This is a genomic window from Pseudomonas sp. EL_65y_Pfl2_R96 (assembly GCF_963970905.1).
Classification (GTDB): Bacteria; Pseudomonadota; Gammaproteobacteria; order Pseudomonadales; family Pseudomonadaceae; genus Aquipseudomonas.
On sequence record NZ_CAXAQH010000026.1, the window covers coordinates 1 to 24,124 of the forward strand.

Annotated in this window: 21 protein-coding genes; 10 read left to right on the top strand and 11 right to left on the bottom strand. The window is 57.9% G+C overall.

Annotation, left to right across the window (positions count from 1 at the left end; all coding sequences use genetic code 11):
• Positions 1 to 313: 313 nt before the first annotated feature.
• On the bottom strand, positions 314 to 1,096 hold the full coding sequence (locus AACY49_RS22310) for an AraC family transcriptional regulator (RefSeq protein WP_258696307.1): 783 nt from the start codon (positions 1,094 to 1,096) through the stop codon (positions 314 to 316).
• A gap of 109 nt (positions 1,097 to 1,205) precedes the next feature.
• Between AACY49_RS22310 and AACY49_RS22315 the strand changes: the two genes are divergently transcribed.
• Entirely contained in the window at positions 1,206 to 2,087 is an 882-nt protein-coding gene (locus tag AACY49_RS22315) for an EamA family transporter (RefSeq protein ID WP_258696308.1), read from the top strand.
• A 71-nt stretch (positions 2,088 to 2,158) separates the two neighbouring features.
• On the opposite strand, the gene AACY49_RS22320 is transcribed toward AACY49_RS22315, so the two are convergent.
• Entirely contained in the window at positions 2,159 to 2,740 is a 582-nt protein-coding gene (locus AACY49_RS22320) for an eCIS core domain-containing protein (RefSeq protein ID WP_339526481.1), read from the bottom strand.
• 261 nt (positions 2,741 to 3,001) lie between these two features.
• On the opposite strand from AACY49_RS22320, the gene AACY49_RS22325 reads away from it, so the two are divergent.
• The 3 genes from AACY49_RS22325 to AACY49_RS22335 all read left to right on the top strand — a co-directional run bounded on the left by AACY49_RS22325 (position 3,002) and on the right by AACY49_RS22335 (position 5,372).
• Positions 3,002 to 3,571 carry a DUF3592 domain-containing protein gene (locus AACY49_RS22325; protein ID WP_339526483.1) on the top strand — a complete coding sequence of 190 codons (570 nt, stop codon included), beginning with the start codon at positions 3,002 to 3,004 and terminating at the stop codon, positions 3,569 to 3,571.
• Positions 3,572 to 3,827: 256 nt separating this feature from the next.
• The gene (locus AACY49_RS22330; RefSeq protein ID WP_339526485.1) at positions 3,828 to 4,346 is read left to right on the top strand and encodes an isochorismatase family protein; all 519 of its coding nucleotides are present in this window, start codon (positions 3,828 to 3,830) and stop codon (positions 4,344 to 4,346) included.
• A 156-nt stretch (positions 4,347 to 4,502) separates the two neighbouring features.
• On the top strand, positions 4,503 to 5,372 hold the full coding sequence (locus AACY49_RS22335; protein ID WP_339526487.1) for an AraC family transcriptional regulator: 870 nt from the start codon (positions 4,503 to 4,505) through the stop codon (positions 5,370 to 5,372).
• A gap of 108 nt (positions 5,373 to 5,480) precedes the next feature.
• Here AACY49_RS22335 and AACY49_RS22340 read toward each other — a convergent pair whose 3' ends face one another.
• Positions 5,481 to 6,194, bottom strand: a complete 714-nt coding sequence (locus AACY49_RS22340) for a class I SAM-dependent methyltransferase (protein WP_339526489.1) — start codon at positions 6,192 to 6,194, stop codon at positions 5,481 to 5,483.
• A 201-nt stretch (positions 6,195 to 6,395) separates the two neighbouring features.
• On the opposite strand from AACY49_RS22340, the gene AACY49_RS22345 reads away from it, so the two are divergent.
• Both AACY49_RS22345 and AACY49_RS22350 read left to right on the top strand, forming a co-directional pair.
• Positions 6,396 to 7,832, top strand: a complete 1,437-nt coding sequence (locus AACY49_RS22345) for an IS1182 family transposase (RefSeq protein ID WP_339526491.1) — start codon at positions 6,396 to 6,398, stop codon at positions 7,830 to 7,832.
• A 672-nt stretch (positions 7,833 to 8,504) separates the two neighbouring features.
• Complete coding sequence (locus AACY49_RS22350; RefSeq protein WP_339526493.1) at positions 8,505 to 9,044, top strand: GrpB family protein; 540 nt, start codon at positions 8,505 to 8,507, stop codon at positions 9,042 to 9,044.
• Positions 9,045 to 9,072: 28 nt separating this feature from the next.
• Here the strand turns inward: AACY49_RS22350 and AACY49_RS22355 are convergent, their stop codons facing one another.
• Positions 9,073 to 9,537: a VOC family protein gene (locus AACY49_RS22355; RefSeq protein ID WP_258700744.1), complete on the bottom strand. Its 465-nt coding sequence runs from the start codon at positions 9,535 to 9,537 to the stop codon at positions 9,073 to 9,075.
• Between the two features lie 651 nt (positions 9,538 to 10,188).
• Here AACY49_RS22355 and AACY49_RS22360 point away from each other — a divergent pair.
• On the top strand, positions 10,189 to 11,253 hold the full coding sequence (locus AACY49_RS22360) for an alpha/beta fold hydrolase (RefSeq protein WP_339526495.1): 1,065 nt from the start codon (positions 10,189 to 10,191) through the stop codon (positions 11,251 to 11,253).
• 159 nt (positions 11,254 to 11,412) lie between these two features.
• Entirely contained in the window at positions 11,413 to 11,712 is a 300-nt protein-coding gene (locus AACY49_RS22365; RefSeq protein WP_339526497.1) for a hypothetical protein, read from the top strand.
• Positions 11,713 to 11,886: 174 nt separating this feature from the next.
• Here the strand turns inward: AACY49_RS22365 and AACY49_RS22370 are convergent, their stop codons facing one another.
• From AACY49_RS22370 to mhpA, 7 genes are all read right to left on the bottom strand, one after another.
• Positions 11,887 to 13,206 (bottom strand): outer membrane protein transport protein, encoded by a 1,320-nt coding sequence (locus AACY49_RS22370; RefSeq protein ID WP_339526499.1) that lies wholly within the window; start codon positions 13,204 to 13,206, stop codon positions 11,887 to 11,889.
• 163 nt (positions 13,207 to 13,369) lie between these two features.
• Complete coding sequence (locus tag AACY49_RS22375) at positions 13,370 to 15,271, bottom strand: acyl-CoA synthetase (protein WP_339526501.1); 1,902 nt, start codon at positions 15,269 to 15,271, stop codon at positions 13,370 to 13,372.
• Complete coding sequence (locus tag AACY49_RS22380) at positions 15,271 to 16,227, bottom strand: fumarylacetoacetate hydrolase family protein (RefSeq protein WP_339526503.1); 957 nt, start codon at positions 16,225 to 16,227, stop codon at positions 15,271 to 15,273. Before AACY49_RS22380 ends, AACY49_RS22375 begins: the two co-directional genes overlap by 1 nt.
• 82 nt (positions 16,228 to 16,309) lie before the next feature.
• Entirely contained in the window at positions 16,310 to 17,401 is a 1,092-nt protein-coding gene (locus tag AACY49_RS22385; protein WP_339526505.1) for a VOC family protein, read from the bottom strand.
• Positions 17,402 to 17,485: 84 nt separating this feature from the next.
• On the bottom strand, positions 17,486 to 18,100 hold the full coding sequence (locus tag AACY49_RS22390; protein WP_339526507.1) for a TetR/AcrR family transcriptional regulator: 615 nt from the start codon (positions 18,098 to 18,100) through the stop codon (positions 17,486 to 17,488).
• Between the two features lie 234 nt (positions 18,101 to 18,334).
• Positions 18,335 to 18,979, bottom strand: coding sequence for a TetR/AcrR family transcriptional regulator (locus tag AACY49_RS22395; RefSeq protein WP_339526509.1), 645 nt, complete (start codon positions 18,977 to 18,979; stop codon positions 18,335 to 18,337).
• 2 nt (positions 18,980 to 18,981) lie between these two features.
• A complete protein-coding gene (gene mhpA / locus AACY49_RS22400; protein WP_339526511.1) occupies positions 18,982 to 20,640 on the bottom strand; it encodes a bifunctional 3-(3-hydroxy-phenyl)propionate/3-hydroxycinnamic acid hydroxylase MhpA in 1,659 nt (552 codons plus the stop codon).
• 231 nt (positions 20,641 to 20,871) lie between these two features.
• Between mhpA and AACY49_RS22405 the strand changes: the two genes are divergently transcribed.
• Together AACY49_RS22405 and AACY49_RS22410 are read left to right on the top strand one after the other, a co-directional pair.
• Positions 20,872 to 23,769: an AAA family ATPase gene (locus AACY49_RS22405; RefSeq protein ID WP_339526513.1), complete on the top strand. Its 2,898-nt coding sequence runs from the start codon at positions 20,872 to 20,874 to the stop codon at positions 23,767 to 23,769.
• A gap of 134 nt (positions 23,770 to 23,903) precedes the next feature.
• Entirely contained in the window at positions 23,904 to 24,119 is a 216-nt protein-coding gene (locus AACY49_RS22410) for a hypothetical protein (protein ID WP_339526515.1), read from the top strand.
• The last annotated feature ends 5 nt before the right edge of the window (positions 24,120 to 24,124 follow it).

Genomic DNA, 24,124 nt, shown 5'->3' on the forward strand with positions numbered 1-24,124 from the left:
TGAAAACACCTCTTTTGCACGCTGCTACGTCAAATCTGAGTCCAATCTCTTCTGCGCAAAACACGGACTTCAATCTCAGACGCGTACTTTTCTGCCATGACTACCAAAGCCGACTTTTTCAACAGAATCGGCCAATAGCTGCCCGTGAGGTGAACCGGACGGACTTAACACAGCCCAAAAATCGCGTCCCTTCGCAAATTTCAGGTCTACTTACCAAACGGTCGACGTCAGATTTCACGTAGCAACGCTGACTTCAAAGTGACGAATGCGTTTTTACACGGCCTGGGCCGAAAACGGCCTCACCCCAAGACTCCTAGGCCTGTTGATCTGCGAAGTATCGACTGGGCACTTCTCCCAGCAAGCGCTTGAAAACCGTCGCGAATGCACTTGAACTGCTATAACCCAACACCATTGCAACCTGTGTGACCGACTGACCTTTTCCGAGCCGAACAATCGCTGCGAGCAGGCAGGCTTGTTGTCGCCATTCGATGTAACTGATGCCTGTGTGCAATCGAAACTGTCGGGTAAAGGTACGGCGGCTCATCCCCGCGCGCTGAGCCATTTCGTCGATACCAATTTCCAGCGAAGGCAGGGCCAGGAACTCGCGGCACACAATTGCAAGACGTGGCTCCGCTGGCAACGGGGCATTGAGCGAAAGCGCAGGCATCCCGGCAATTTCATGCAGCAGCAATCCCATCAAATGGCCATCTCGTCCTTGGGTGGAATAGTGCGCGGGTACATCCATTGCCTTCAACAGCAAATGCCGCAACAGCGGCGACACGTCCAATACCTGACATTGTCCCGGTAGCCCGAGTCGCTGTGCAGCTTGCTTGCGGATATAGGTGTTGTGCATGGTGACAGGGCCACGCATCTGCATGGCGTGGGGGAGCTGCGCCGGGACCCATATGCCGCGTTGGGGCGGAACGACCCAGTTGCCGTCATCGGTAAACACGGTAATGACCCCCCTTGCGGCATACGCGAACTGTCCACGCTGATGGTTGTGTACCGGGAACAGCGTTCCGTCCGCATAGTCATGTGCGGTCACGACAGCATCGCGCGATGTGTTCTGGTAGGGAGGTATGGTTATTTCTCGCATGGCCCGATTCTAATGAACGTTGGCCTGTGACTGAAAGCGGGCCAAGTCGATTGCTTGCATATTTCTTCAGGCACGAGCATTTCCGCTCGGCTCTGGGAAAAGACTGACCATGCAGAAGAAGCATCTTGTACTAGCCGTGCTGGTAACGGCCGTCTGGGGATTGAACTTTCCCGTGACCAAACTTGGGCTTGCCGGCATCGACCCGCTGTTGTTGACAGCGTTGCGTTTCACGCTCGCCGCCTTGCCTTGGGTATTTTTCGTGGGGCGTCCACGCGTTGCATTCCGGTGGTTGGCGGCCTACGGGCTGATCTTTGGCGTAGCCATGTGGGCCTTGATCAACCAGGGGATCGCTTGGGGTGTGCCACCTGGTAGCGCATCGCTGTTGATCCAGCTCAGCGCATTCTTCACGCTGGGCTGGGGTGTGCTCTTTTTCGGAGAACGCCTGGGTCAGCCTCAATTGGTTGGCAGCTTGCTGGCGGCCGTAGGGTTGGGGGGGATGGTACTGTGCAGTCCCGGCGATGCGTCGAGGGCAGGTTTTGCACTCGTAATTGGCAGCGCATTGGCATGGAGCATTGGCAACGTTGTCATCAAAGTATCCAAGGTACGTGAGATCTTCGCCTTCGTGGTATGGGCCAGCTTGTTTCCACCCATCCCGCTCTTGCTGTTGACGTGGCTGCTGCATGGCTCGGCACCCTTCAAGGCGCTACCTTCGCAGCTCAATGCAATGACGCTTTTTTCACTCGCTTTCCAGGTCTACGCAGCGACACACTTCAGTTACTGGGGGTGGAACCTGCTGTTGCGTGAATACCCAGTGTCGCGCGTGGCACCGTTATCGCTGTTGATTCCGGTATTTGGCATCGTCAGCTCAATGGTCATCCTCGGCCAACACCCAAGCCCCTCTAATTGGGCCTTGATCTTGCTGGTTCTACTGGCGCTAGCCTTAGGTTCAGGGAAAGTACAGGTACTGCTCACCCGCCATCGCACGCGTTGATTGGGCGGGCTTGAAGGGTCTGTCGGCTGCTTTGTTTCTGGTGTGTCAGTGCTGAATGGGCAGCCTAGGGATCAAGGGGTGGAATTGCCCAACCGTCTGACCTCAGCCTGTATGGCATAAGCCGGCGCCTCCACAGCATTGAAATCTTGTGTATACCGCTGGGCAAATCCTTCTACCCCCCATTCCTGAAACTGCTGCACATGCTTTAGTTCGTGAGCCCAGAGCGCGATGTTCTGTTCTGCGGTTTGAGCGTCCCGGAAGAGGATGATGTCGATCAGCGTCACGGCACCGACATCGGGGTTTTGCAGCATGGCAGTGGCGGCGCTGAATTGGCCGTTGTCGCTAACCTTGTAGCGCGCGACATCGAGGACGCTGGGGTCGTACCAACGCAGCAGTTGTTCCCGGATGTGCAGTGGGATGGGTTGGATGTCGGCGCTGGCTGCTTCAGCACGGGCTTGGGTCAACCACAGAGCCAGGGCAGGTGCCGCGATCTGGTAGATGCCATCGGGCATCTGCCCCAGATCTGGCAGGCAGATGCAGCCGTCCAGGCACACTTGTTTCTCGCCAGGTGGGCAGGCGTTGGTTTGGGCGGGTACTACAAGAGTCAGGCAAAGAGCAAACAGCGCCACCAGGCGCGTGGTGATGGGCGGCATTAGGCCCTCCAGGGACGGAAGCAGCACGAACAGTAGGTCACTATTGATCGACGACCCACATAACTTTAGCGTATCCCTATCGGGTCTCTTCTCGATGGCTGTTTGGGGCGATTGCTGCCCTCACAACAACAGCAACGGTCGATCAGAAGTACTCACTCAGTGATTGCGATCGGACTGGATATACGGTGTCTCATGCACGCTCAGTCCCTCTCCGTGCGATCCGAGGACACGCCGCCTCCCCCGCCGCCGGAATTTCCGCAAATGGCCATAAACGCTGAAGTGCCTCAAGTAATCGGTTTGGTCGCCGACACGGCTGCTGAATGCCCTCATGCGAAGGACCATAAGATGTTTTACCCACGCGAAGCAGAAAAAGATCACCTATACAACCGAGTAATCCTGCTAAGCATTGCTTGCTGTGTGCTGCTATCACTGGCCGCCATGGCACGGCACCAAGGATCCATCTATGCGATCATCCAATTGAGCGCGGCTGAGGTCACAGGCACAGTGACGCAGCTGGAAGATATCCCTAGAAACAGCATGGTCAAAATAATTCGCTACCAATATGTCGATCACGACCGCCAAGTTCACGAAGGCGAATACCAGGACCAGCGTTATGACGAACACTCCCAATATGAAGTGGGTCAGGATATTTCGCTGCTTTATTCACGCTGGTTCCCGCGAGTAAGTAGTATCACAACCGAGCTACACACCTACCGCCCCGGCTTTTTCATCATGACTGGCGGAGTGTTGCTGGCCTTGTTGTTTCTTGGCATCTCGTTCAGAACAATCAGCCGCATTTTTGCCATGAAGCAGGAAGATCGCTTCTATTGAGATGCGCACCTCAACGATCAATCCAAGCAATAGCCGCCGCGCAGGTCACACCGACTTGCCAACCAGGCACCGTGCAGATACTGTCCACTTTATGAATCAGCCACGCATTGCCTCGATCACCACGACCACGACCGCCCAAGGCGGGTCGTGAGAGGTGTCGTGAGCCAATAACGCACGAACTTCAAAGGCCCGCCAGCGATGGACAGGGCCTTTTCTTTTGCCCTTGTGTCGCTGGTCCAAACGCAAGGAAAGCACTATGTACGCACTGTTGATTCTCGATATGCAGGTTGGATTGTTTCATGGTCCGGATAAACCATGGGCTGGCGAAGCGCTGCTGAACACTTTGAATAACCTGTTGAGCAAGGCCCGCACGGCTGGCGCGCCAATTTTCCTTGCTCGCCACGTCGGTCCACCTGGCTCGCCCATCGAACCTGCGAGCCCGTTGACGCAACTGGTGTCGGAACTGCTGCTACAAGGCGACGAAGTTATCTTCGAAAAAAACCGACCCAACGCTTTCACCATGACTGACCTGGCCGATCGGCTGAAAGCTTGTGAATCTCAGGGTGTGGTTATTGCCGGAATGAAGACCCAGTATTGTGTCGACAGCACCTGCCGCGCCGCACGCGATCTTGGATTCGATGCAGTGCTGATCGCCGATGGTCATACCTGCTCCGATACCCCTGTGTTGACGGCCGAAAATATCATCGCTCATCACAATGCGACCCTGGCGGGTCCATTCTGTCGTGTCGTTCGCGCTGAGGACTGGCATTTTTAACCGGCATTGATAGATCGGCTCAAGACTGGGTCGGTCTGTCCGCTTTGGGTTGTGAATTCACCAACCCAAAACGTACCTTGAGCAAACGCGGCTAGGCGCGCTCACGCCGATATAGTCGACTCTATTGCCGACCGTACCTCCAGGAACCTTTTCCCAGTGTCTGACATGCCGAGCAACTTCGCTTACACAAAACGCTTCAACGCCGTACTCGCCTACATTGATGCCAATCTCGAAGGTGACCTGTCGGTGAAGACGTTGAGTCATGTGGCGAACTTTTCGGTGTTTCACTTCCATCGACAATTCACCGCGTTCGCAGGCGTGCCTGTCTCACGTTATGTGCAACTGATGCGGCTACGACGCGCGGCGCATCGCTTGGCCGCCCTCGCTGATTCCTCGGTACTGGACGCCGCACTCGGTGCCGGCTTTGAAAGCCCCGAGGCATTTTGCAGGGCGTTCAGGCGGGCGTTCGGTATGACGCCGAGTGCGTTCATGAAGGAACCGAACTGGCAGGTCTGGAATGCGGTATTCGCAATCCCTCACTTTTCCAGGACTATCATCATGCAAGTACGAATCGTGGAATTCCCTGAAATCAGGGTAGCAGCGCTTGAACACTGCGGACCCGCCGGGCTCGTCAATGAGAGCGTGCGCACGTTCATCGAGTGGCGTATGCAGAGCGGACAGTCGCCAGTGGCATCGAGTCGCACCTTCGGTATTCCCTATGGCAACCCCGATACGACACCTCCACAAGCATTCCGCTTCGCAATCTGCGGCGAGATTCACGAGGCAGTGGCGCCGAATGAGTTCGGTGTGCACGAGATCGTCATTCCTGGCGGTCGCTGCATCGTGGTGCGACACGTGGGGTCACCGGATCACATCGGCGAAACGATCTATCCGATTTACCGCGATTGGCTTCCTGCCAGTGGAGAAGAGCTTCGTGACCACCCGCTGTTCTTCAATTACCTGAGCGTCTATCCCGAGACGCCGCAGGATCAATGGCAAACTGATGTGTATGTGCCGCTGCAATAGCGGAGCAAGCAGCTTTCGCCCCTGACAGACATTGACGAGTGTCCGCTCAGGGTTGCAGCCTTTCGCAACAGGCAGACATCGGCCAGGAGCTGCCACTCAGATCGCTGTTCAGACTGTTTTACACGTTAACCAAGCACCCCAGAACAGGCTGCTGAAAAAACGGGTAGCGTCCCCAAAACCCGCATCATGCAAAAGCTTCTGAACAGCCGCCTCAGAATGTGGAGGGTCAGCGCCTTGAAGAATTTTCCCAAGTTTGACTTTTACTTCATCCGGGCTGGCTCCGTGCTGCCGCCAACGTTGCCCCCAGGCAGCGAGGAGCAACGGCTGGCCGGCATAGGCATATTGATTGCCGGCGACAATCAGCGGAGCCCCTGGTTTCAGACGAGCCCGAATGGATCGTAAAATGTCTCTCTTGGCATCATCCCCATCGAGATGATGGAGTACACCGATCAAAGTGGCTGCGTCGTAGGGCTCATCTGCGGCCAAGTCTTCAACGTGCCCAAGATGCACGTCCGTTCTTTCAAGCACGTTGTTTACGACTAACTGCTGTTTCGCGGTTTCCAGCATCGGCTCAGATGGATCAACGGCGGTGAAGCGCCAGCCCGGCTCAAGCCTGGCCATCGCGATGATCTCCTGCGCCGTACCGCCAGCGCCGACTACCAGAATTTTTGCCGAGCCCATATTTCCAAGGCTTGCCGCGAGCATGCACGCCACCAAGTCCTGACAGGCGTCATAACCTGCCAGTGCGATACGGCTCTGTCGTCCGTACTCATTGGCCCGAGCGTTATCAAACTTTTCAGCTGAGTTAAGTGGTGATTTCAAGGCGGTTCTCCATGTCCTTGAATCAACTTAGATCATAAACAGTGATAATAAAAATTCATTAATTTTATGCATTGCATTCCCACCAGGAATGCCAAAGCACTCAGGATTCGTCCAAGCGAAAGTCAGCTATGGGTCCAGGCTGTGTGAAAACGCCAGTGATTGTCTAACCTTCTGATCGTCTAGATCGTATCGGGGGCGATCATGAAGCGATTCATTGAGGGTGAGGCTCGGACGCAAGTCACGTTGCTGCCGGAGTGCTTGGACGATTACGTAGCCGAAGAAAATCCAGTGCGAGTGGTCGACGTTTTCGTCGATGAACTCGACCTGGGTGCACTTGGGTTTGAAGGCGTTGATCCTGCTGCAACGGGCCGTCCGGCCTACCATCCAGCGATCTTGCTGAAGATCTATATCTACGGCTACCTCAATCGGATTCAGTCCAGCCGCCGGCTGGAACGGGAGGCCGAGCGTAACGTCGAGTTGATGTGGCTGACGGGGCGTTTGGCCCCGGACTTCAAAACCATTGCCGACTTTCGCAAGGATAACGGCAAGGCTATTCGCAGTGTCTGCCGGCAATTTGTGGTGCTTTGTCGCAACCTCAATCTCTTCTCTCAATCGATCATCGCCATCGACGGCAGCAAATTCAAAGCCGTCAATAATCGCGACCGCAACTTCACTCAGGGCAAGGTGAAGGCACGCATGCAGCAGATCGAGCAGAGCATTGATCGATATCTGGCGGCGATGGATTCGGCGGATCGGGCAACACCCGAAGTAGCTGAAGCCAAGGCCGAGCGGTTGAAAGAAAAGATAGAAACGCTGAAAAAGCAGATGCAGAAACTCAAGGACATCGAGGCGCAGCTTCACGACAGTCCAGACCAACAAATCTCTCTTACCGATCCAGATGCACGCTCAATGGCCACGAGCGGCCGAGGTACCGGAACGGTTGGCTACAACGTACAAACAGCTGTCGACGACAAACACCATCTGATCATTGCCCATGAGGTGACCAACGTTGGCAATGACCGGACGCAACTGAGCAATATGGCGAACCAGGCGCGTGAAGAAATCGAGGCTGAATCGCTAACGGTGGTAGCCGACCGAGGCTATTACAAGGGTCTGGAAATCCTTGCCTGCGAGCAGGCTGGCATCACTACCTTCGTACCGAAACCCCTCACATCTGGCAGCAAAGCCGAAGGCCGATTTGGTAAGCAGGATTTCATCTATCTTATTGCGTCGGACGAGTATCGATGCCCTGCGGGGCAGTTACTCACCAGGCGGCATTCGTCGATGGAAGACGGCATGTTATTGCATTGTTACTACTTCTCGGGCTGCCAGTCCTGCTCAATGCAAAAGCAATGTACGACAGGTAAGGAGCGCCGTGTGAAGCGCTGGGAACATGAAGCGGTAGTCGATGCGATGCAGGTTCGGCTAGAGCATGATCCAGCGATGATGAGGGTTCGGCGACAGACCGTTGAACATCCTTTTGGAACGCTCAAGTACTGGATGGGAAGTACCCACTTCCTGACCAAAACCCTGCCGAGGGTGAGCACTGAGATGAGCCTTCATGTGCTCGCCTACAACCTCAAACGAATGATGAGCATCTTCGGCATCGCAGGACTCCTTGAAGCGATCAGGGCGTGAATCCAGCTGCTTGATCGTCCGTGAGTGGCTGTTTGTGCCGCTGACGCGGCCCAAACAGCATTACGAATGCCTATATAGCTGACTAGGGCAATTCGCGCTTTCGCCCGCTGATTCCACAGGCGACCCTCGCGACTCTTAGTTTTCAACGTATTTAGCGCGTTTTCACACAGCCTGGGTCGATTCTGTTGAAAAAGTCGGCCATGGTTTCCACTGTAGAAAAGTACGCGCTTGAGATTGAAATCTTTACATTGAGCAGAGGATTCCGGACTCAGATTTCGCGTAGTAACGCGCAAAAAAGACGTTTTCAGTGGTCAGTATGCGGACAGTTCAGAAAAACCGACTTTTTCAACAGAATCGGTCGAAATCTGACATTTTATTTCCCTCAACCTCTGCCAGACTCAGTCAAAAAAGCAGCCGAAGGAAGTGCCGTGAAAATGCTCATGGAGATTGTGCTCGGCGTCATCTGCTACCGAGTCGGGTATTGGGTGCTCAAGGCAATTACGCTGGGTCGGTGCGTCAGCAGCCAAATCCCCGGTCTCCCAACTTTGATAGCTGCTGCATATTGGAAGCGCTAACATCCCGCCCTCGCATGGATGCTGTATGGCGGCGTGTAGAGCGCGCACGCTTGGAGTGTCCGTATCACCAGGCCCGCGGACACAAGGAAAAAGTACCATGGCGCTAACCAGCAAGATTTCCCTCTACGACAGTCGATGGCCCTCGCTCTTCCTTAACGCCAAAGAGCAGATCGCGAAGGCGTTCGGCACTGAGCTTGTAGCCATTCATCATGTCGGAAGCACCGCCGTTCCCGAGCTCGCCGCCAAACCAGAGATCGACCTCCTGGTCGAGGTTGCGCAGCATCGAAACGAATCCCTCCGAGACACTGTCATGCGTGGGCTAGGGTATGCACGGGGAAGCGATCTGTCGGCAGGACACCATTTTTATCGTCGCGATGTTGACGGTGTGCGGACACACAAGGCCCACGTTTGTATCACCGGCCACGGTCAAATCGAAAGAATGCTCCGCTTTCGTGATTTGCTCAGGAGCAACCCTGTGCTTCGCCAGAGGTATCAGGACTTGAAGCTTGAACTGGAAGCAAACAACACCGGCGGCATAGGTGAATACCTGGCACGGAAGGCCCCCTTTATCGACGAGATTATGGGGTCGGTCTCGACATCCGCTCGCTATAACGTGGAGCCAAGACCAATCGGCTAGTCAGCGTGGCAATGCCGAGTGTCCTCCCTCATCTCTCCTCGGCAAATGCATCCTTGATAAATGCCTCCAGCTCCTTCTCTTCAAGCAGCTCAATAGAAAAATGCCCGAAGCGTTTCGGTAACCAGAGTATGCGTGTCCCACTTGGCGACTGGAGATTATCGCGAGACAGCGGCTGGCCGTTCTCATTTTCCGGCTGGACGCCTGCGTCGATCAATTCGTCGTAGGCTGCCTCAATATCAGGTGTGGAATAACAGTGCCGGTAGATCGTGCCTTCGCCGTTGGCGTCCATCAGAGCCTTGAGATTTCCGGTAATCGGTTGCACCAGCATAATGCGCTCCGTTCCGAACTTGACGATCGCATAGCGCACATGCAAACCGTCGCGCTGCCAATCAAGTGTCTTTGAAATTTTGGCGCTAAAGACACGAGCGTAATACTTGCACGCTTCCTCGAGGTCTTTGACGAGAACATCGACGTGGCTGAACTTTAATTTCAATGGCCCCCGGGGGGGTATCGAGGCCGCCGAGAGGGTCAACTTCTCTATCAGCGAGGCGACGTCCTTCGCACCGTAACAGCGAAATTTAACGCTGCCAGCGTCGGTATCCAGACGGACGATCTTCGTCACAAACCCACCTTCAACGCTGACCTTTCGGATCATTGCCAATGGGAGTTCAATATCCAGGGTCCCATCCTGAACGAGGCGGTTCATGGCATTGGCGTTCAGGCGAACCATGGTTTCGGTAACCACTAACTTCCCACCAACCCACAACCCTCCGTATGCGTTCTTGAAGGCCTCCAGCACCCCGGCCAACGCGCCCACACTGCCACTCCCGGCTATGGAGAATAGATCGCCTACGTTGTCGTGATTCAACTGGGCGTCGGCCACCAGAAAATTGACCAGCTTCGACTTCAAAACTCCTTCGGCCATCTACACATCTCCATAATTTGAAGAGGTGTAGTTAACCAGAAACAGGCTCTGTACGCCCTGCTGTGTATCACAGTGTGTCTGACCAGCCTCTTGATACATGGTTTTGCACCTGGCCTGCGATTCGACACAGGCCAGATACGTCGCCGCGTTCGAATGCAAGCAAGGTTTCAAGGGGCTCAGCCAGAACCCCTGGCCAACGGCTTGCAACGGAGACATCACATGAAGATGGCACTGCAGAACAAAACCGGCAAAACCCGCCACCGCCTGGTCGGCTCGTCGATCCTCGCGTTTACCCTGTTCAGCGTTCTCGGTGCGGCCCACGCACAAACGACCGCAGCCACGCAGCCAACGGCGATCAATGCTGGCGCCACTCATGCAACACCCTCCCCGTTCGGCCCGCTCAAGCATGTCAATGCCGGGCTGCTGAACGTGGCATACGCCGAAACGGGCCCGGCTGACGGGCCGGTGGTGATTCTTCTGCACGGCTGGCCATACGACATTCACAGCTATGACGAGGTCGCCCCCTTGCTTGCTGCAAAGGGCTATCGAGTGCTGATGCCGTATGCACGTGGCTATGGCGATACGCATTTTCTGTCCGATAAAACCGTTCGCAATGGCCAACCGGCTGCGCTGGCCAGTGACGTCATCGACTTCATGGATGCGCTGAAGATCAAACAAGCCGTGCTCGGTGGTTATGATTGGGGCGCGCGCTCGGCCGACATCGTCTCGGCGCTATGGCCAGAACGGGTCAAGGCGCTGGTCTCGGTCAGCGGGTATCTGATCGGCAATCAGGCGGCCGGCAAGAACCCGCTACCACCCAAGGCTGAATTGCAGTGGTGGTATCAGTTTTACTTCGCCACCGATCGCGGTCGCGCCGGGTACGAGAAAAACACCCACGACTTCGCCAAGTTGATATGGCAACTGGCTTCGCCGAAATGGGCGTTCGATGACGCCACTTTCGACCGCAGCGCCAAGGCGCTGGACAACCCCGACCATGTCGACATCACCGTGTTCAACTACCGCTGGCGGCTGGGCCTGGTCCAGGGCGAGACCCGATACGATGCGCTCGAGCAGAAACTGGCCACGGCGCCTTCCATCAGCGTGCCGACCATCACCCTTGAAGGCGATGCCAACGGCGCGCCGCACCCTGCCCCCGAGGATTACGCCAAGCGCTTCACCGGTCAATACGAGTTCCGGCTGATCAGCGGCGGCATCGGCCACAACCTGCCGCAGGAAGATCCGCAGGCGTTCGCCAAGGCTGTGATTGATGCGGATCACCTTTGAGGTGATCCGACGTCCGTGCACTGGCCCCGATGAACACCGTCACAACAACGGCTCGTTTATTTAACGAGCCGTTTTAGCCAAGGCAGGCGCACACCGTCTAATCTGAATAGAGCACGACCACAAACACACCTCCAGCCTCTTGATGCAGGGGAAAATGGGATGATCGGCAAAACAGCGCGCCAATGCTCGTCATGGATCCTCCCTTCCCTGCTCGCCATTAACCTGGCGCTGACTGCAGGATGTGCGGGCAAAACTTCCACGGCCCGCTATTCGGCCTCAAGCGCCGGCTCAAGCTGCTATGCAAAAGCGCTACCCACTGCCGGCGAGGGCGGCCTGGCTTGGGGCTCCACCCTGGACATGGCTCGCCAGAAGTCCATGAATAATTGCATACGCTATGCCGGCCAATCCGGTGGTACGCCGACTACCTGCCATGTGGTGTTGGCGGAGTGCAAAAACTGATAGAGCGGTAGCGAAGCGGGCCCTGTTTACTGACGCGGTTGTGGGGGCAACACCAGTCGGTAAAGCCGTAATGCGATCTGTAGCAGCTGCCGAGCTCGGCAGCTGCTACAACAAAGAATGCATCGCGACTGAAATTGCTTAACTGACCTTCATTGGGCTTAGGGGGGGCGACGGTTAGTACCGATACGTTGCCTGCACTGAAATTCCATTCGCACTATTTTCGTAATGGGCACTGTATTCAGGCTGAAGACCGGAGTCGTTCGAGTGCGTTACGGAGGCTTTTGAGTCCCAGAGATAACCATAAGCAAAGTCGATCGTCAGATCGGAGTTTGGCGAATAAGCGCCGCCCAAGGTCACGGCCTGGCGATTCCCGACCGGAACGCGCACGCTGCGATCGGCATTTCCAACGGGCGCCGGGTCATAGGCATAGCCTGCGCGTATCAGCCATTGCGGGTTCAATTGATAGGAGGTGCCAATCGCGGTGGACCAGGTGTCATGCCAGTTCATTTGTTCGGCCACACGCCCCAGGCCGGCAGCCTGGCCCATGGCGGAAACACCGCTATTGTTTGCCTCGACCTTCTGGATCCGGCTCCAGCGTGTCCAGGTGGCCCCCAGGTATCCGGTCCAGCGGCTATTGAAATGATGGGTGATGGACGTATCCACGGATTCGGGCATCGTCAGATCTATCTGGGTGCCATAGTTTCCGTCCAGCGGAACAATGCTCGGGGAGCCGGAAACCTCTGTATGCCCTTTGAGGTGATAGCTCACTTTCGAGTGATAGGTAATCCCCCAACGGGTTGCCTCACTGAAGTCAATCAAGAGGCCAACGTTGTAGCCAACTGCCGTGTCATCGCCTTTGATGGTAACCAGTGTGTCCTGGCCGTTATTCAGGGCGCCGGTTGCCATGTAGTTCTGAAGCTTTGCATCGAAATGGTTCAGGGTCGGTCCGCCACCAATGGCCACGTAATCATTGATCCGATAGGCCAGTGTGGGCTGCAGGGTTATCTCTTTGGTGGTGCTATAGGAACCATGGTAACGACCCTGAAAAGTGCTCTCGTAGTCATTGATCAGACCACTCGGCGCATAGAGGCCCAGCCCCATCGAAAAACGATCATCAAGCGGTGTCGATATATAGGCGAAAGGCACGACCCCTAAAGGTACCGAGTCCCCCTTGTTCGTTCCTGCGGCACTGCTTTGCGCATCACTGATGTCGTCGCTCACCGAGACGACTGCGGCCCCGCCAGAAATCTCACTGCGCTGCAACTTGGTCAGGCCTGCGGGGTTTCCGTAAATGGTGCTGGCGTCCAGCGCGGATGACGACCTCCCCGCATAAGCAGTTCCCGCACTGCTTGCACTTTGTTCGTTCAGGCCAATGCCATTGGCGCCCGCAATTGTCGAGGCGCTGAGCAGTGCCATGGCACTGGTGAACTTAATCCAGACAGCACACTTTCGCTGAACAGAGAGACACAGGATCACACGGCTATTGAGTTTCATTTTCCACCTCTTATTTATTGTTTTTGTTGATTGCACGCAGGCAAGGCTTCGCCTTCCTGTGCACTTTTCAGTGCCGGCTGGAGTTGATCGAAGTTGTGTAAAAAGGCCCTGGCGGAACAGCGCCAGGGCATGACGGCTGGATTTACAGATGCGAGTCAGGGACTCAATCAAGCCACTCGATCTGGAAGCTATAGCGCCCCAAAAGCGGCGCCAGGATTTCCTGGTCGGTTCCGGCCCGGATACAGGCGACAGGCCCACGGCGATTGTCCTGCACGACCTCAACAGCAACATCCGAAAGCCCCAGGCGCCCCGCTTCCTGCTGGACGACTCTGGCAATCTCCCGCTGCTGCAAAGCGGGTTTGAATATCTTGCCCACGGCAGTCAGTGGCAATGCTTCGAGGATTTCAATGCGCTTGGGAACGGCTGCCCGCTCACTGATGTGGAGATGGGCGAACGCCTCCAGTTCTTCGGCGCTGCAAAGTTGCCCGGGGCGCAGTTGAACGTAGGCCACCGGCACCTCGCCCGAGTAGACGTCGGGGCTGCCGATTGCAGCGGCCAGGGCAACGGCGGGATGCGCCTGCAGAGCCTCCTCGATTTGCTTGGGATCGATGTTGTGGCCGCCGCGGATGATCAACTCCTTCTTGCGCCCGGTCAGCCAGAAGTAACCCTGCGCATCCTGGCGACCCAAATCACCCGTATTCAGCCAGCGCTGACCGTCGATATCGATCCAGAGGCCCCGGTTATGACTCTCCTCCAGATAGCCATCGAAGAGGTTCGGACCACTGATCGTGATGAGCCCGATCTCATCCACGCTGGCGTCGCGCAGGTACTCACCCGCATCATTGAGCACGACCGCGCGCATATTCTGGTAGGCGATCCGTATCCCGATGGAGCCGATACGGCGCTCGCCATGGGGCGGATTGATTGAGGAAACGCAGGCGCCCTCAGTCAGGCCGTAACCTTCAAGGATCTTTAACCCGGTCCGGCGCTCGAACTCTCGGAGAAGCTCGGCCGGCATGGGTGCCGCGCCACACATTGCGTAGCGAAGACTGGACAGGTCGCGGCCCTGCCATTCACTTTGCAGAAGTGCGGCATAGACCGTTGGCACGCCGGAAAAGAAGTTGATACCAAAGTGCTCGACCATCTCCCAGAATCGAGGGATCACTCCATCGCCACGATACCCTTGAGGCGTCCCGAGGATCACATGGTCGCCTTGAGTCCAAGGCATCAGGCCAGTCACCATTTGTCCATTGACATGAAACAGCGGCAGGCCACAAAAGATAACCTGGCCACTGCTGCGCGGCTGCATGTGAGCAGCCATGGCCCATGCATTGAATACTTCCGAGCCATGGGTTCGCGCGGCAATCTTGGGGAGCCCGGTGGTGCCGCCCGTACAAATGTAGGAAGAGCACTCATCCTGGCGAATTTGCCGACCGCTATTCAGGTGTGTGTGCGGCTGAGTATTCATCAGCGATTGCCAATCATGGATCGCGATACCGTTGTGTAAGTCTCGTTCCTTCAATGCCATGACTTGCAGGATCCCGCGCACAGGTTCGGCGACATAGGGTTCCATGCTGACCCAAACGATAGACCTGAGCGCGGGTAACTGATCCAGCTGCGAAGCCAGCTTGGACCACAGATCGCTACCCGGAGTCGGTGCAAGCGTCACCACCACGGAGGCCTTCGCGGCATTGAGCAAGCCAGACATCTGCTTGGCCTCGAGCAGAGGATTGATCGCCATGACAATGCCAGCCGCCTCCCCGCCCCATATCGTGAAATGGGTTTCCGGCAGGTTGGGCAGGATGAAGGCAAGCACTTCGCCCGGTTTGATGCCCAGGCCATGGAAGGCGTTCGCCGCGCGGGTGATGTCCGCGAAGAGCCGGGAGTAGTTCCACTCGCTGGTGCGCCTGAAATCAGCGGCATTGGCGAAGAAGCTTAGCGCCGGCGCCTGAGGGGTGCGCTCGGCCGCCTGCCGCAGCGCTTCATAAGTGCTGGAGGCCAGGCCACGCTCCGACAAGGGGACTCGTTCAAGACTTTCGATGTCATTCAGGGGCTGCACTGTCATCAGGCTTCCTCCACGACTCGGTTACGTTGCACGCCGAGGTCGATCACACCATCGGCACTGCGAATGCGCGCCTCGACCACGTCACCTGGCTTGAGATACTGCGGCCGGCTTTCCTGCGCCTTGAGGAACAGCTTCCACTTGGTAGCTTCTGGCATCAGGGCCGCAATGCGCTGTTTGGCAGGCGAAGGGACGGTTAGTGCACAGCCGGCAGGCGTACCGGTGGCAATCAGGTCTCCAACAGCGAGATCTTGCACGGCGGAGAGTTCGGTAAGGGTTTCAGCGGGGCCGTAAACCAGGTTGGCCGTGCTGTCGTTCTGTCGCACCTGGCCGTTGACTGTCAGGCGCAGTTGCAGTGCCTTGAGGTAATGCATGTCCTTGGCATCCAGAAGACAGAGGTACGGACCGACCGGGCCAAATGTGCGGAAGCTCTTGCCCTTGTAGAACTGCATCTGGGGAATCTGAATGTCGCGAGCCGAGTAGTCATTGACGATGACGACGCCTGCGATGAACTCATGCAGATTGGCGTCGGTGACCGCAATAGCGCCGGTGATCGCGCGCTTCATCACCAGCCCCAGCTCGATCTCGTAGTCAAGGAAACGCACGGTGCGCGGCTTGATCAGGTCGCTGTCCGCCGCCACCAGGCAACTGGTCGCCTTGGTGAAGATCATGTTGAACTTCTTCGCATCCGGGTCCATGCCCGACTCGATCATGTGCTGACGGTAATTGGCGCCCTGGCAGACGAACTGCTGGTTACGGGTCACCGGCGACAGCAGTTTCACTTCGCCTTCATCCAACTCCGTACCCTTCAGTTGAGCGAGATCGTCGATGCTGTTCTGGCGGATGAAATCACCGGTGCTTTCAAAAACACCGGGGACAACCGTGATACGGCCTTGGCGTAGCACGCCCCAGTGGATACCGTTCTGAGATTCAAAGCGGACAACGTGTACAGCGGACATTGGGGGTACTCCTGGAGCAGCGTTTGTCCCGCGCTCGGCGGCGCGAGACCTATGGTGTTGTTCTGTGGAGGGGCTGACAGCTCTACCCGAACATCCGCATGAGCGTTAACAACTTGCGAAGGGTCAGGTCCGGGCTGCGTCGCAGGTTACGGATCAGCGCACGCAGCTTGCTCAAGCTCATCCTGGGTTTTGTAAAGCTCTTGGGCATGCGCTGCCCCCACTGCGCCATGGCCTCCGGGCTCACGGGATGAATGCCCGTAGGCTGTACGGCCGTGAACACATCCCCGTCGCAGTAATGCTCGTGCTTGTCGCCCCAGGGGTCTTGCCAGTAATCGAAGATCTGACTGCCCAGAATGTGTCGGCCGATTCCCCATGAGTGCTCCCAACCGCGCTCGCGCAGGACGCGCTGCCCCATTCCCACCGCATCGGCATCGACGACCTCATAGGCGCTATGGCTATAGGTGGCCATGAACCCTTGCGCTATCGCGAGCGTATGGTGAGCCGCGGGAACATCACCGAGGTCAAGGCGCATGAAGGTAACGATAGGTGTGCCATCGGGGAGCACCTGCACATCGCTGGGAATAAACCCGAAATGCTTCGTGTACCAGGCACAGGTCGCCTGGTAGTCGGCCACTTCGATGACGATGTGGCCAAGTCTGAGCACTTCAGGGGGAGCAATCGGTGAGCGCTGCGTGGCGTTGATTCGCGGTTGCTCCTGCGCCAGATTCCAGGGAAGAGGCGCTCTGTGTACCAGCGCTTTACCTGGAGTTTGCTCGCAAACAGCTTCCACGATGAAACCGGAAGGATCAGTCAGTCTGACGCAATACCCGCCACCCGGATGTTCCGATTTCTCGACCGCTGACGCGCCTGGGATTCGCGTCAGTTTTTGCAGATCCTTAAGCGACTGGACTGCCAGTGCGAACCCGACAAAACGTGCCTGTTCTGCACGATGGACGCGGTAGCAGTACGCAGCGGGGTCGGTGGCGCGCAGATAAAGCGTATCGGCATCCTGCTGACTGACTGTCAGGCCGAAGTCCGACAGGAACCGCGCCGCCTCGTTCAAGTCCGGCCTTTGAAAGATCAGATGAGTCAGCCCCTGGGCCTTCACCGTCGGCTGTGGATGCCGGGCGGGTTGTTGCGTTGCCAACCGGTGCAATTGGTTTTTGTTGTTCATTGTTCTTGTTTTCCGGGTTTTTAGGGTAAAGCCGTCCCCGCGCCCCTGAAAATCCAGAGGCGTTTAGTTGAATCGGCTTACGAACTAGTCGAGAGAAGGAAGTGTTGGCAGCTCTGTAGTCGCCAGTGCACGAGCCTCCTCTGGTGCGACACCCAATGCCCGCAGCACCAGCTCGGCCGTGTCAGAGCCCGATTCGCGCCAGGTCCTATGCCCTTCCAGCACCAGGAAAATCGAGCCCAGCACACTGCTCGATATCAGCGTCAAAACAGAGAGCAATTGCTCCTGCGCAAACGTGTACCGCCCACTGGAAAGTCCGCTCAGAAGATCGGTCGTCGCCTGGCTGCTGAACATTTCGCGCAACGAAGCATTGCTCATGGCGAACTTATGGATGAACGCCCCCCAATGGGAGTCCTCATGAGCGCGACGAATGAAGAGTCGAATGCCATTGGCAAGGCGCTGAGCTGGATCGGTGAGAGCGTCGAAGCTCTTGTTGACGCGCTCATGCATCTCCCTGGCGAGATGGCTGGCAACCGCCTCGAACAGGTTTTCCATGCTGTCGATGTTGCTGTAGATCGTTCCGCGCGCTACTCCTGCCTCTTGTGCGAGGTCAAGGATGTTCACCTGGGAGGTGCCTCTTTCAGCGAACAGGCGGAAGGCGGCTTGATGAATGCGGCGCTGTGTCGGATTCAGGGATTGCACGTTCTCTCTCCAAAATTACCCTATGACCCAATTGAACACGCGTGTTCAGTTGCAGTCAACAAGGTTTTTTGAATCAAGAACGAAACCATCCAAGAAAACCGTTCTATGCCGCATAAAAACGGATTCCTCGAATGTTATTTCAAGGTCCACGATAAGATTTGGAGTTCTATTCACCGACAGAAATGAACATGAACGTTCAGCAGAAGGCCTGGCGAATCGAGAATGACCTCAGGGCTAAGGTAGCGGCTTGCCGGCGATTTTCTTCGCTCTGGCCGGTGTTACGCCCAGAGCCTTGAGAATCATCTCGGCGACCAACAGATCATGCTCCGCCGCCGCACGCCCCTCGACAACCGAGCGCATGGCTCCGGTTGTGCACGATACGACCATGTCCAGGGCGACCCCTTCGTCCTCGTAAGCGAAAGTGCCCGCGCGCAGACCTTCACGCAGGTCGCCCAGCACATGGTCAGCCATGCGCGAGCGCATGGCCTGATCGCAGTGGATGATGCGCAGCAGTGCGTTGGCCCATTGATGGTCGTAGGCGGCCCGACGGACGAACATGCGCACGCCGATCGAAAGCCGTTGTGCGCCGCAGTGCACGTCCGAACTCAAGGCGGAAATGGCATCGGAGAACTCGGACGCCATGGCGATGCCAACCGCCTCGAGTACTTCGTCGCGCGTGCGAAAATAGTTGTAGATGGTGCCGTTGGATACCGCAGCCTCCGCAGCGACCTCGAGCAGTGCAATCTCCCCCACCTCCTTGCGCGCGACAAGACGCAATGCCGCATCCACCAGGCCGCGACGGGTGCGTTCACGCTTCTTGTGGCCTCGAGTGAGAGGCTCTTGCGCAGTTACTTCTGAAGGAAAAGTGGGGGACGGCATCTTCACGCTCTTAACCGAGGGGGCTCGTTGATGGTAATGGAAACGCTATCGGCAGTGGAATCGGCGCTAGCCATCAGGATCAGGCAGTCTCGAACCAGACTGCCCGCCTCTGCGCCGGGAGCGTGGTGCATGATGATACGGTCGGGACGGATCGCGACGAGCGTGCCTTTGGCAGCCAGCGGCAGGATGTCATGGTTCAGGTCTTCGATGAAGTCGCAACCGCTCTCGGAGCGCTGACCGCAGGGTCCGATCTGCAAGAAGTAACCGCCCATCTTTATCCAGGAAAAGACCTGAGCAGCGCTCAGCAGTGATAACGGGTCAACACCGAACCCGACCAGGGTCAGGTTGTGTCCAAGCGCATCATCGCTCAGCTGGATCCGCTGTTGCGTGTTGCGAACCCAGGCCTGGGGAAACAGACTGCCACGAATCAGTTTGTCGCCACGACGATGCTGCACGAACAAACCGCTTTTGAAGATGTTCTTCGGCTTGATGTCCAACTGTTCGAAGTACTTTCTGGAAGCGGGCGTCAACGCCAACGTACGCATTATGCCGTGGATGAAAAAAGCGGCGACCTTGTTTCTCGGCATCACCAGACGGCCCATGAGTTTCGCCAGATTGATCATCGCCTGGGCATGGGGCCGGCGCTCTACGTCATAGGTATCGAGTATTGAAGGCGCGGCCTGGCCGTGAAGGACCCAGGCCAGTTTCCAGGCAAGGTTGGCGCCATCTCGAAGTCCCGCGACGAGACCTTGCCCGACAAAAGGCGGAGTGATGTGGGCGGCATCCCCGGCGAGAAAGACTCGCCCTTTGCTGAATCGGTTGCAGCAGCGCGCGTGAAATCGATACACCGCCTTGCGCTCGATTTCCAGCTCCTGCGGATTGATCCATGGCGCGATCAGCCGGGCGATGCTTTCCGGACTTTCCAGCTCTTCCCGGGATTCGCCCGGGTGCAGCATGAACTCCCAACGCTCCCTTCCGCCGGGAGCGGGCATGTGCGGCGTTGGGCGCTGTGGATCACAGAGAAACTCAACGTGATCAATCGCTGACTGATGCCGGTTCCTGGTATCGACAATCAGCCAATCCTCCGCATAGGTTTGTCCTTCGAATTCCTGGCCAATCAAACCCCTGACCCTGGAGCTGGCACCATCCGCACCTATCAGGTATCGGGCACGAACGGAATGCACATGGCCATCCTGGTCCCGTACGGAGGCCACGACACCCTCCGACTCCTCGACCAGATTCTCAAGCTCGAACCCACCCAGGCTGGTCACTGACTTCAGCCGGGAAACCTGGTTGCGCATCGCGTGTTCGAGGTCAGGTTGATAGAACGTCACCAGTTTGGGATGGCCGTCGATGCACCCCGCGGTATTGGCCCGACTGAATTGACCGAGGACCGGGGAATGCATCTTCACTTCAGGGATAACGATCTTCTCGAAAGCGTCTTCCGACAATCCGGCCAATTGCAGGATGCGAAGCGCCTCGTTGTCCAAAGCAATGGCGCGGGGCATCAGTACGACCTCATGGGTCTTGTCCAACACCAGTGTCTTTACACCATAGCGGCCGAGCAGCGCCGCGATTGTCGCCCCTACCGGACCGTTACCGACGACCAGCACATCGACATCGGTGGGAGGCAATTCGGAACCTTTCTTGTTGTTGTTCATCTCGAGCCCTTGTTGTGATTGAAGTCGTGAGACGCGCAGGTCTCATCGTCAGGCAAGGTGAAGGTATGTAAAATTGAAACATATTTCAATATTGAAATTTCTGTCATTAATTTCCGGAGCCAGTTTCCGACCGATGAGGCTTGGCTTCCGAGCCGATCAGCGTTGTTATTGGAATGACCACGTGCCATGCCTCACGGCGCACCACTCTGTTTCAGTCTTCAGGAATCCAACGTGGCACGCCCGCAGCCCCATCCGAACCCGGTCCAGCTCTGCTTCGTCGAGTTCGAACTCGACGAAGCCAACGCCTGCTTGTCACGTCATGGAGAAGCCGTGGCGTTGGCGCCAACGCCCTTCATGCTGCTTTGTGCGCTTGCACGCCAGCCGGGATCGCTGGTGACCAAGGATGCTTTGCTTGATGAAGTGTGGGGGCATCGGTTTGTCAGCGATTCGGTGCTGAAGACGGCCATCAGCGATCTGCGCAAGGTGCTGGGCGACGACCCCAGGCAGCCCCGCTTCATCGAGACGGTGTCGCGGCGTGGCTATCGGTTCATCGCCGGGCCATCCCCTGCCCCTTCGATGCCATCTGCATCTGCGACGGTGCCGGCGGCCGGCGCGTATCCGTCGCCGCCATTCATTGGTCGCACCGACAAGCTCTCAAGACTGCAACAGGCGTGGGAACGGGCTTACGGCGGGCAACGGGCAGTGGTCTGGCTCGCCGGAGAACCGGGGATTGGCAAGACCACATTGATCGAGCATTTCCTCGCCAGCCTTGGCGGCATCGCCTGTGCTCGCGGCCATTGCGTGGAGCACTACGGCACCGGCGAACCGTACCTGCCGGTGCTGGAGGCATTGGCCGATCTGTGCCGCAGCGACCCTACCCTGCCGACACTGCTGCGCGCCGTGGCACCGACCTGGCTGCTGCAACTGCCGTGGCTGAGCACAGCGCAAGAGCGAGACGCGTTGCGGCGCGAGCTTGCCGGCATCGGTCCGGATCGCATGCTGCGGGAAATGGGCGAACTGCTGGATCGCTACACGGAGCAGCGACCGCTGTTGCTAGTGACCGAAGACCTGCACTGGAGCGATCGGGCGACGGTCCAGCTCATCGACTATGTGGCGCGGCGACGTGGCCGCGCGCGGCTTATGTGGCTGTCGAGCTTCCGCGTTGCCGAGGTGGTAGCGCTCGAACATCCGCTCAACTCGTTGCGCCACGAACTGCGCCAACAACGTCTGTGCGAAGAAGTGGTGCTCGATCCGTTCTCGGAAACCGAAGTCGCTGACTATGTGGCGCTACGTTCGACGTCGCTGGCGCACGATGAATCCTTCGTGCGTGCCCTGCACGAGCGCACCGACGGTGTACCGCTGTTCGTGTCGTCAGTCATCAGTGAAGTGATGGACCCTGCGGACGACGACGCCACCATCGAAGCCCGGCTGGCGGGAATGGCGGTTCCCGAAAACCTCGCGGCCATCATTGATCACTACATCGCCAAGCTCGGGCAGGAGCAGCGTGCGCTGCTCTCGGCGGCAGCGGTATGCGGTGTCGAGTTTCGGGTCGAGACGGTTTCGCTGGCCCTCGAGCGCGACCTCGCTTCTGTGGCCGACACCTGCGAGGAACTGGTGCGCGAGCAGGTGTGGCTCACGCGGTCGCGGGTCGCCGGACCTGAAGAGGCGGTGGAGATACCTTACTCGTTCCGGCATGCCCTCTTCCGCCAGGTACTGTACGACCGCACGCCGCGCTCATTGCGCACTCACCTTCATCATCAGGTTGGCGCTGCGCTTGAACACGAGCGCATGGCCGGCATGCCGGTTGCTGCCTCGGAATTGGCGACGCACTTCGACCGGGCCCGGCAGCCGATGATCGCGCTGCGCTACTACGCCGAGGCCGCGGAAGCCGCGCTGCTGCACTTCAGCCCGGCCTTGTGCATCGGCCTCACTGAGCGCGCGCGGGTTCTGCTGCGGCAAGCACCGGCAGGGATAGAGCGCGATACGCTCGAAATGACCTTGATGACGCTGCAGGGCGTATCGGCCTTCCATACGCTCGGTGTCGGCAGCGCAGCCAGGAATGCGTTCGAACGCGCGTACACACTGCTAGCGCAGGTGCCCGAGCATCCGATGCGCGGGCGCCTGCTGCACGGCTTCGGCTATCTGCTCGGTCTACGCGGCGACTACACGTTGGCACTTGCGGTAGCGGAACGCGCCGAAGCCCTCTCGTGCGAGGCGAACGATCCAGTGCTCATGCTGGTGGCGTGCATCGTTCAGGGTGAGGTGCATCATCTCCAGGGGCGCACGCAGGCGACCCGCCATTGGCTGGAGCGCGCGCTCGCGATCGCCGAGCCGCTGGACATCGGGGCGAATGAGATCTTTGCGGCCGATCCTCAGGTCATGCTGCACGGTATGTTGGCCATAGAACTCGTGCGTTCCGGCCTGGTTGAGCAAGGCCGGGAGCACATGCAGCAGGCGCGGACCCGCGCGCAGGCGCTTCGCCAGCCCATGACCTGGCTGGTCGCCACCTGGCAGGAAGTGTTGATCGAGGTGCGGATGGGCAACCCCATGCGCGTGGCAGCGCTGGCTGACGACATGCAGACGCTGGTCGACGAGTATTCACTCGCACTGGGGCGTACGGCTTGCCGCTGGTGGCGCGGCTGGGCCGACGCGCGCAATGGCGCGCCGCGCGACGGCTACCGCAGCATCCGCGAGGCCTACGACGAACACACCGGACTCGGCATGCGCTCCGGTGCCAGCGAGGTGCTCGGCTACGCCGCCGAGGCGCTGCTGCTGGCGGGTGAATTCGACGCTGCGCAAGCCGAGCTACAGGAAGCATTACGGGTGGGGGAAGAACTGGGCGAGCGCGTGTACCTGCCGCAACTATTGCTGCTGGAGGCAGCGATTGCGCGGATGCAGGGCCGGCTCGATGCCGGCAGCACTGCGGTGCGGCGTGCGATTGAGGAGGCGCGCGCCCAGGCAGCACCGTGGCTGGAGTTGCAGGCGCTAGTCGAACTGTGTGGGCACCACAACGCTACGACCGAGGACCGCCAGGCCCTGGCGGCGTTGGTTGACCAATTGCCCGAAGCCGATGGAACCGAACTGGTGAAGCGTGCGCGTTCGCTGCTTCAGGCTGCAAAACCGGCTTGAAGAGTTAAGGGCGCAAAACCTGTGGGAGCTGCGGTGTTCAAGTCTGTCCCGACCGAAATCTGACCTTTCGCTTACGACTCGACCAGGGGACCCGGCCTACGCTGTCGTCGAACTTTCTGATCCCCTGGTCTGCAATGAGCCTGAACCCTGAATCCAAGTACCCGAATCGTCGCTCGTATGTCGTGAAGCTGCGTAGCGATGCCATGCCCGGGGCTCTCGTGGGCCGCCTCGAAAACCTGGTCACCGGGCGTCAGCACGAGTTTTCGTCCGCCGAAGCGTTGCTGGAGTCGATTGACTCGGACCTCGCGTCAGCAGCCGGTGAGCACGCGGCAGATGCCGACCGCGAGTGACGCCT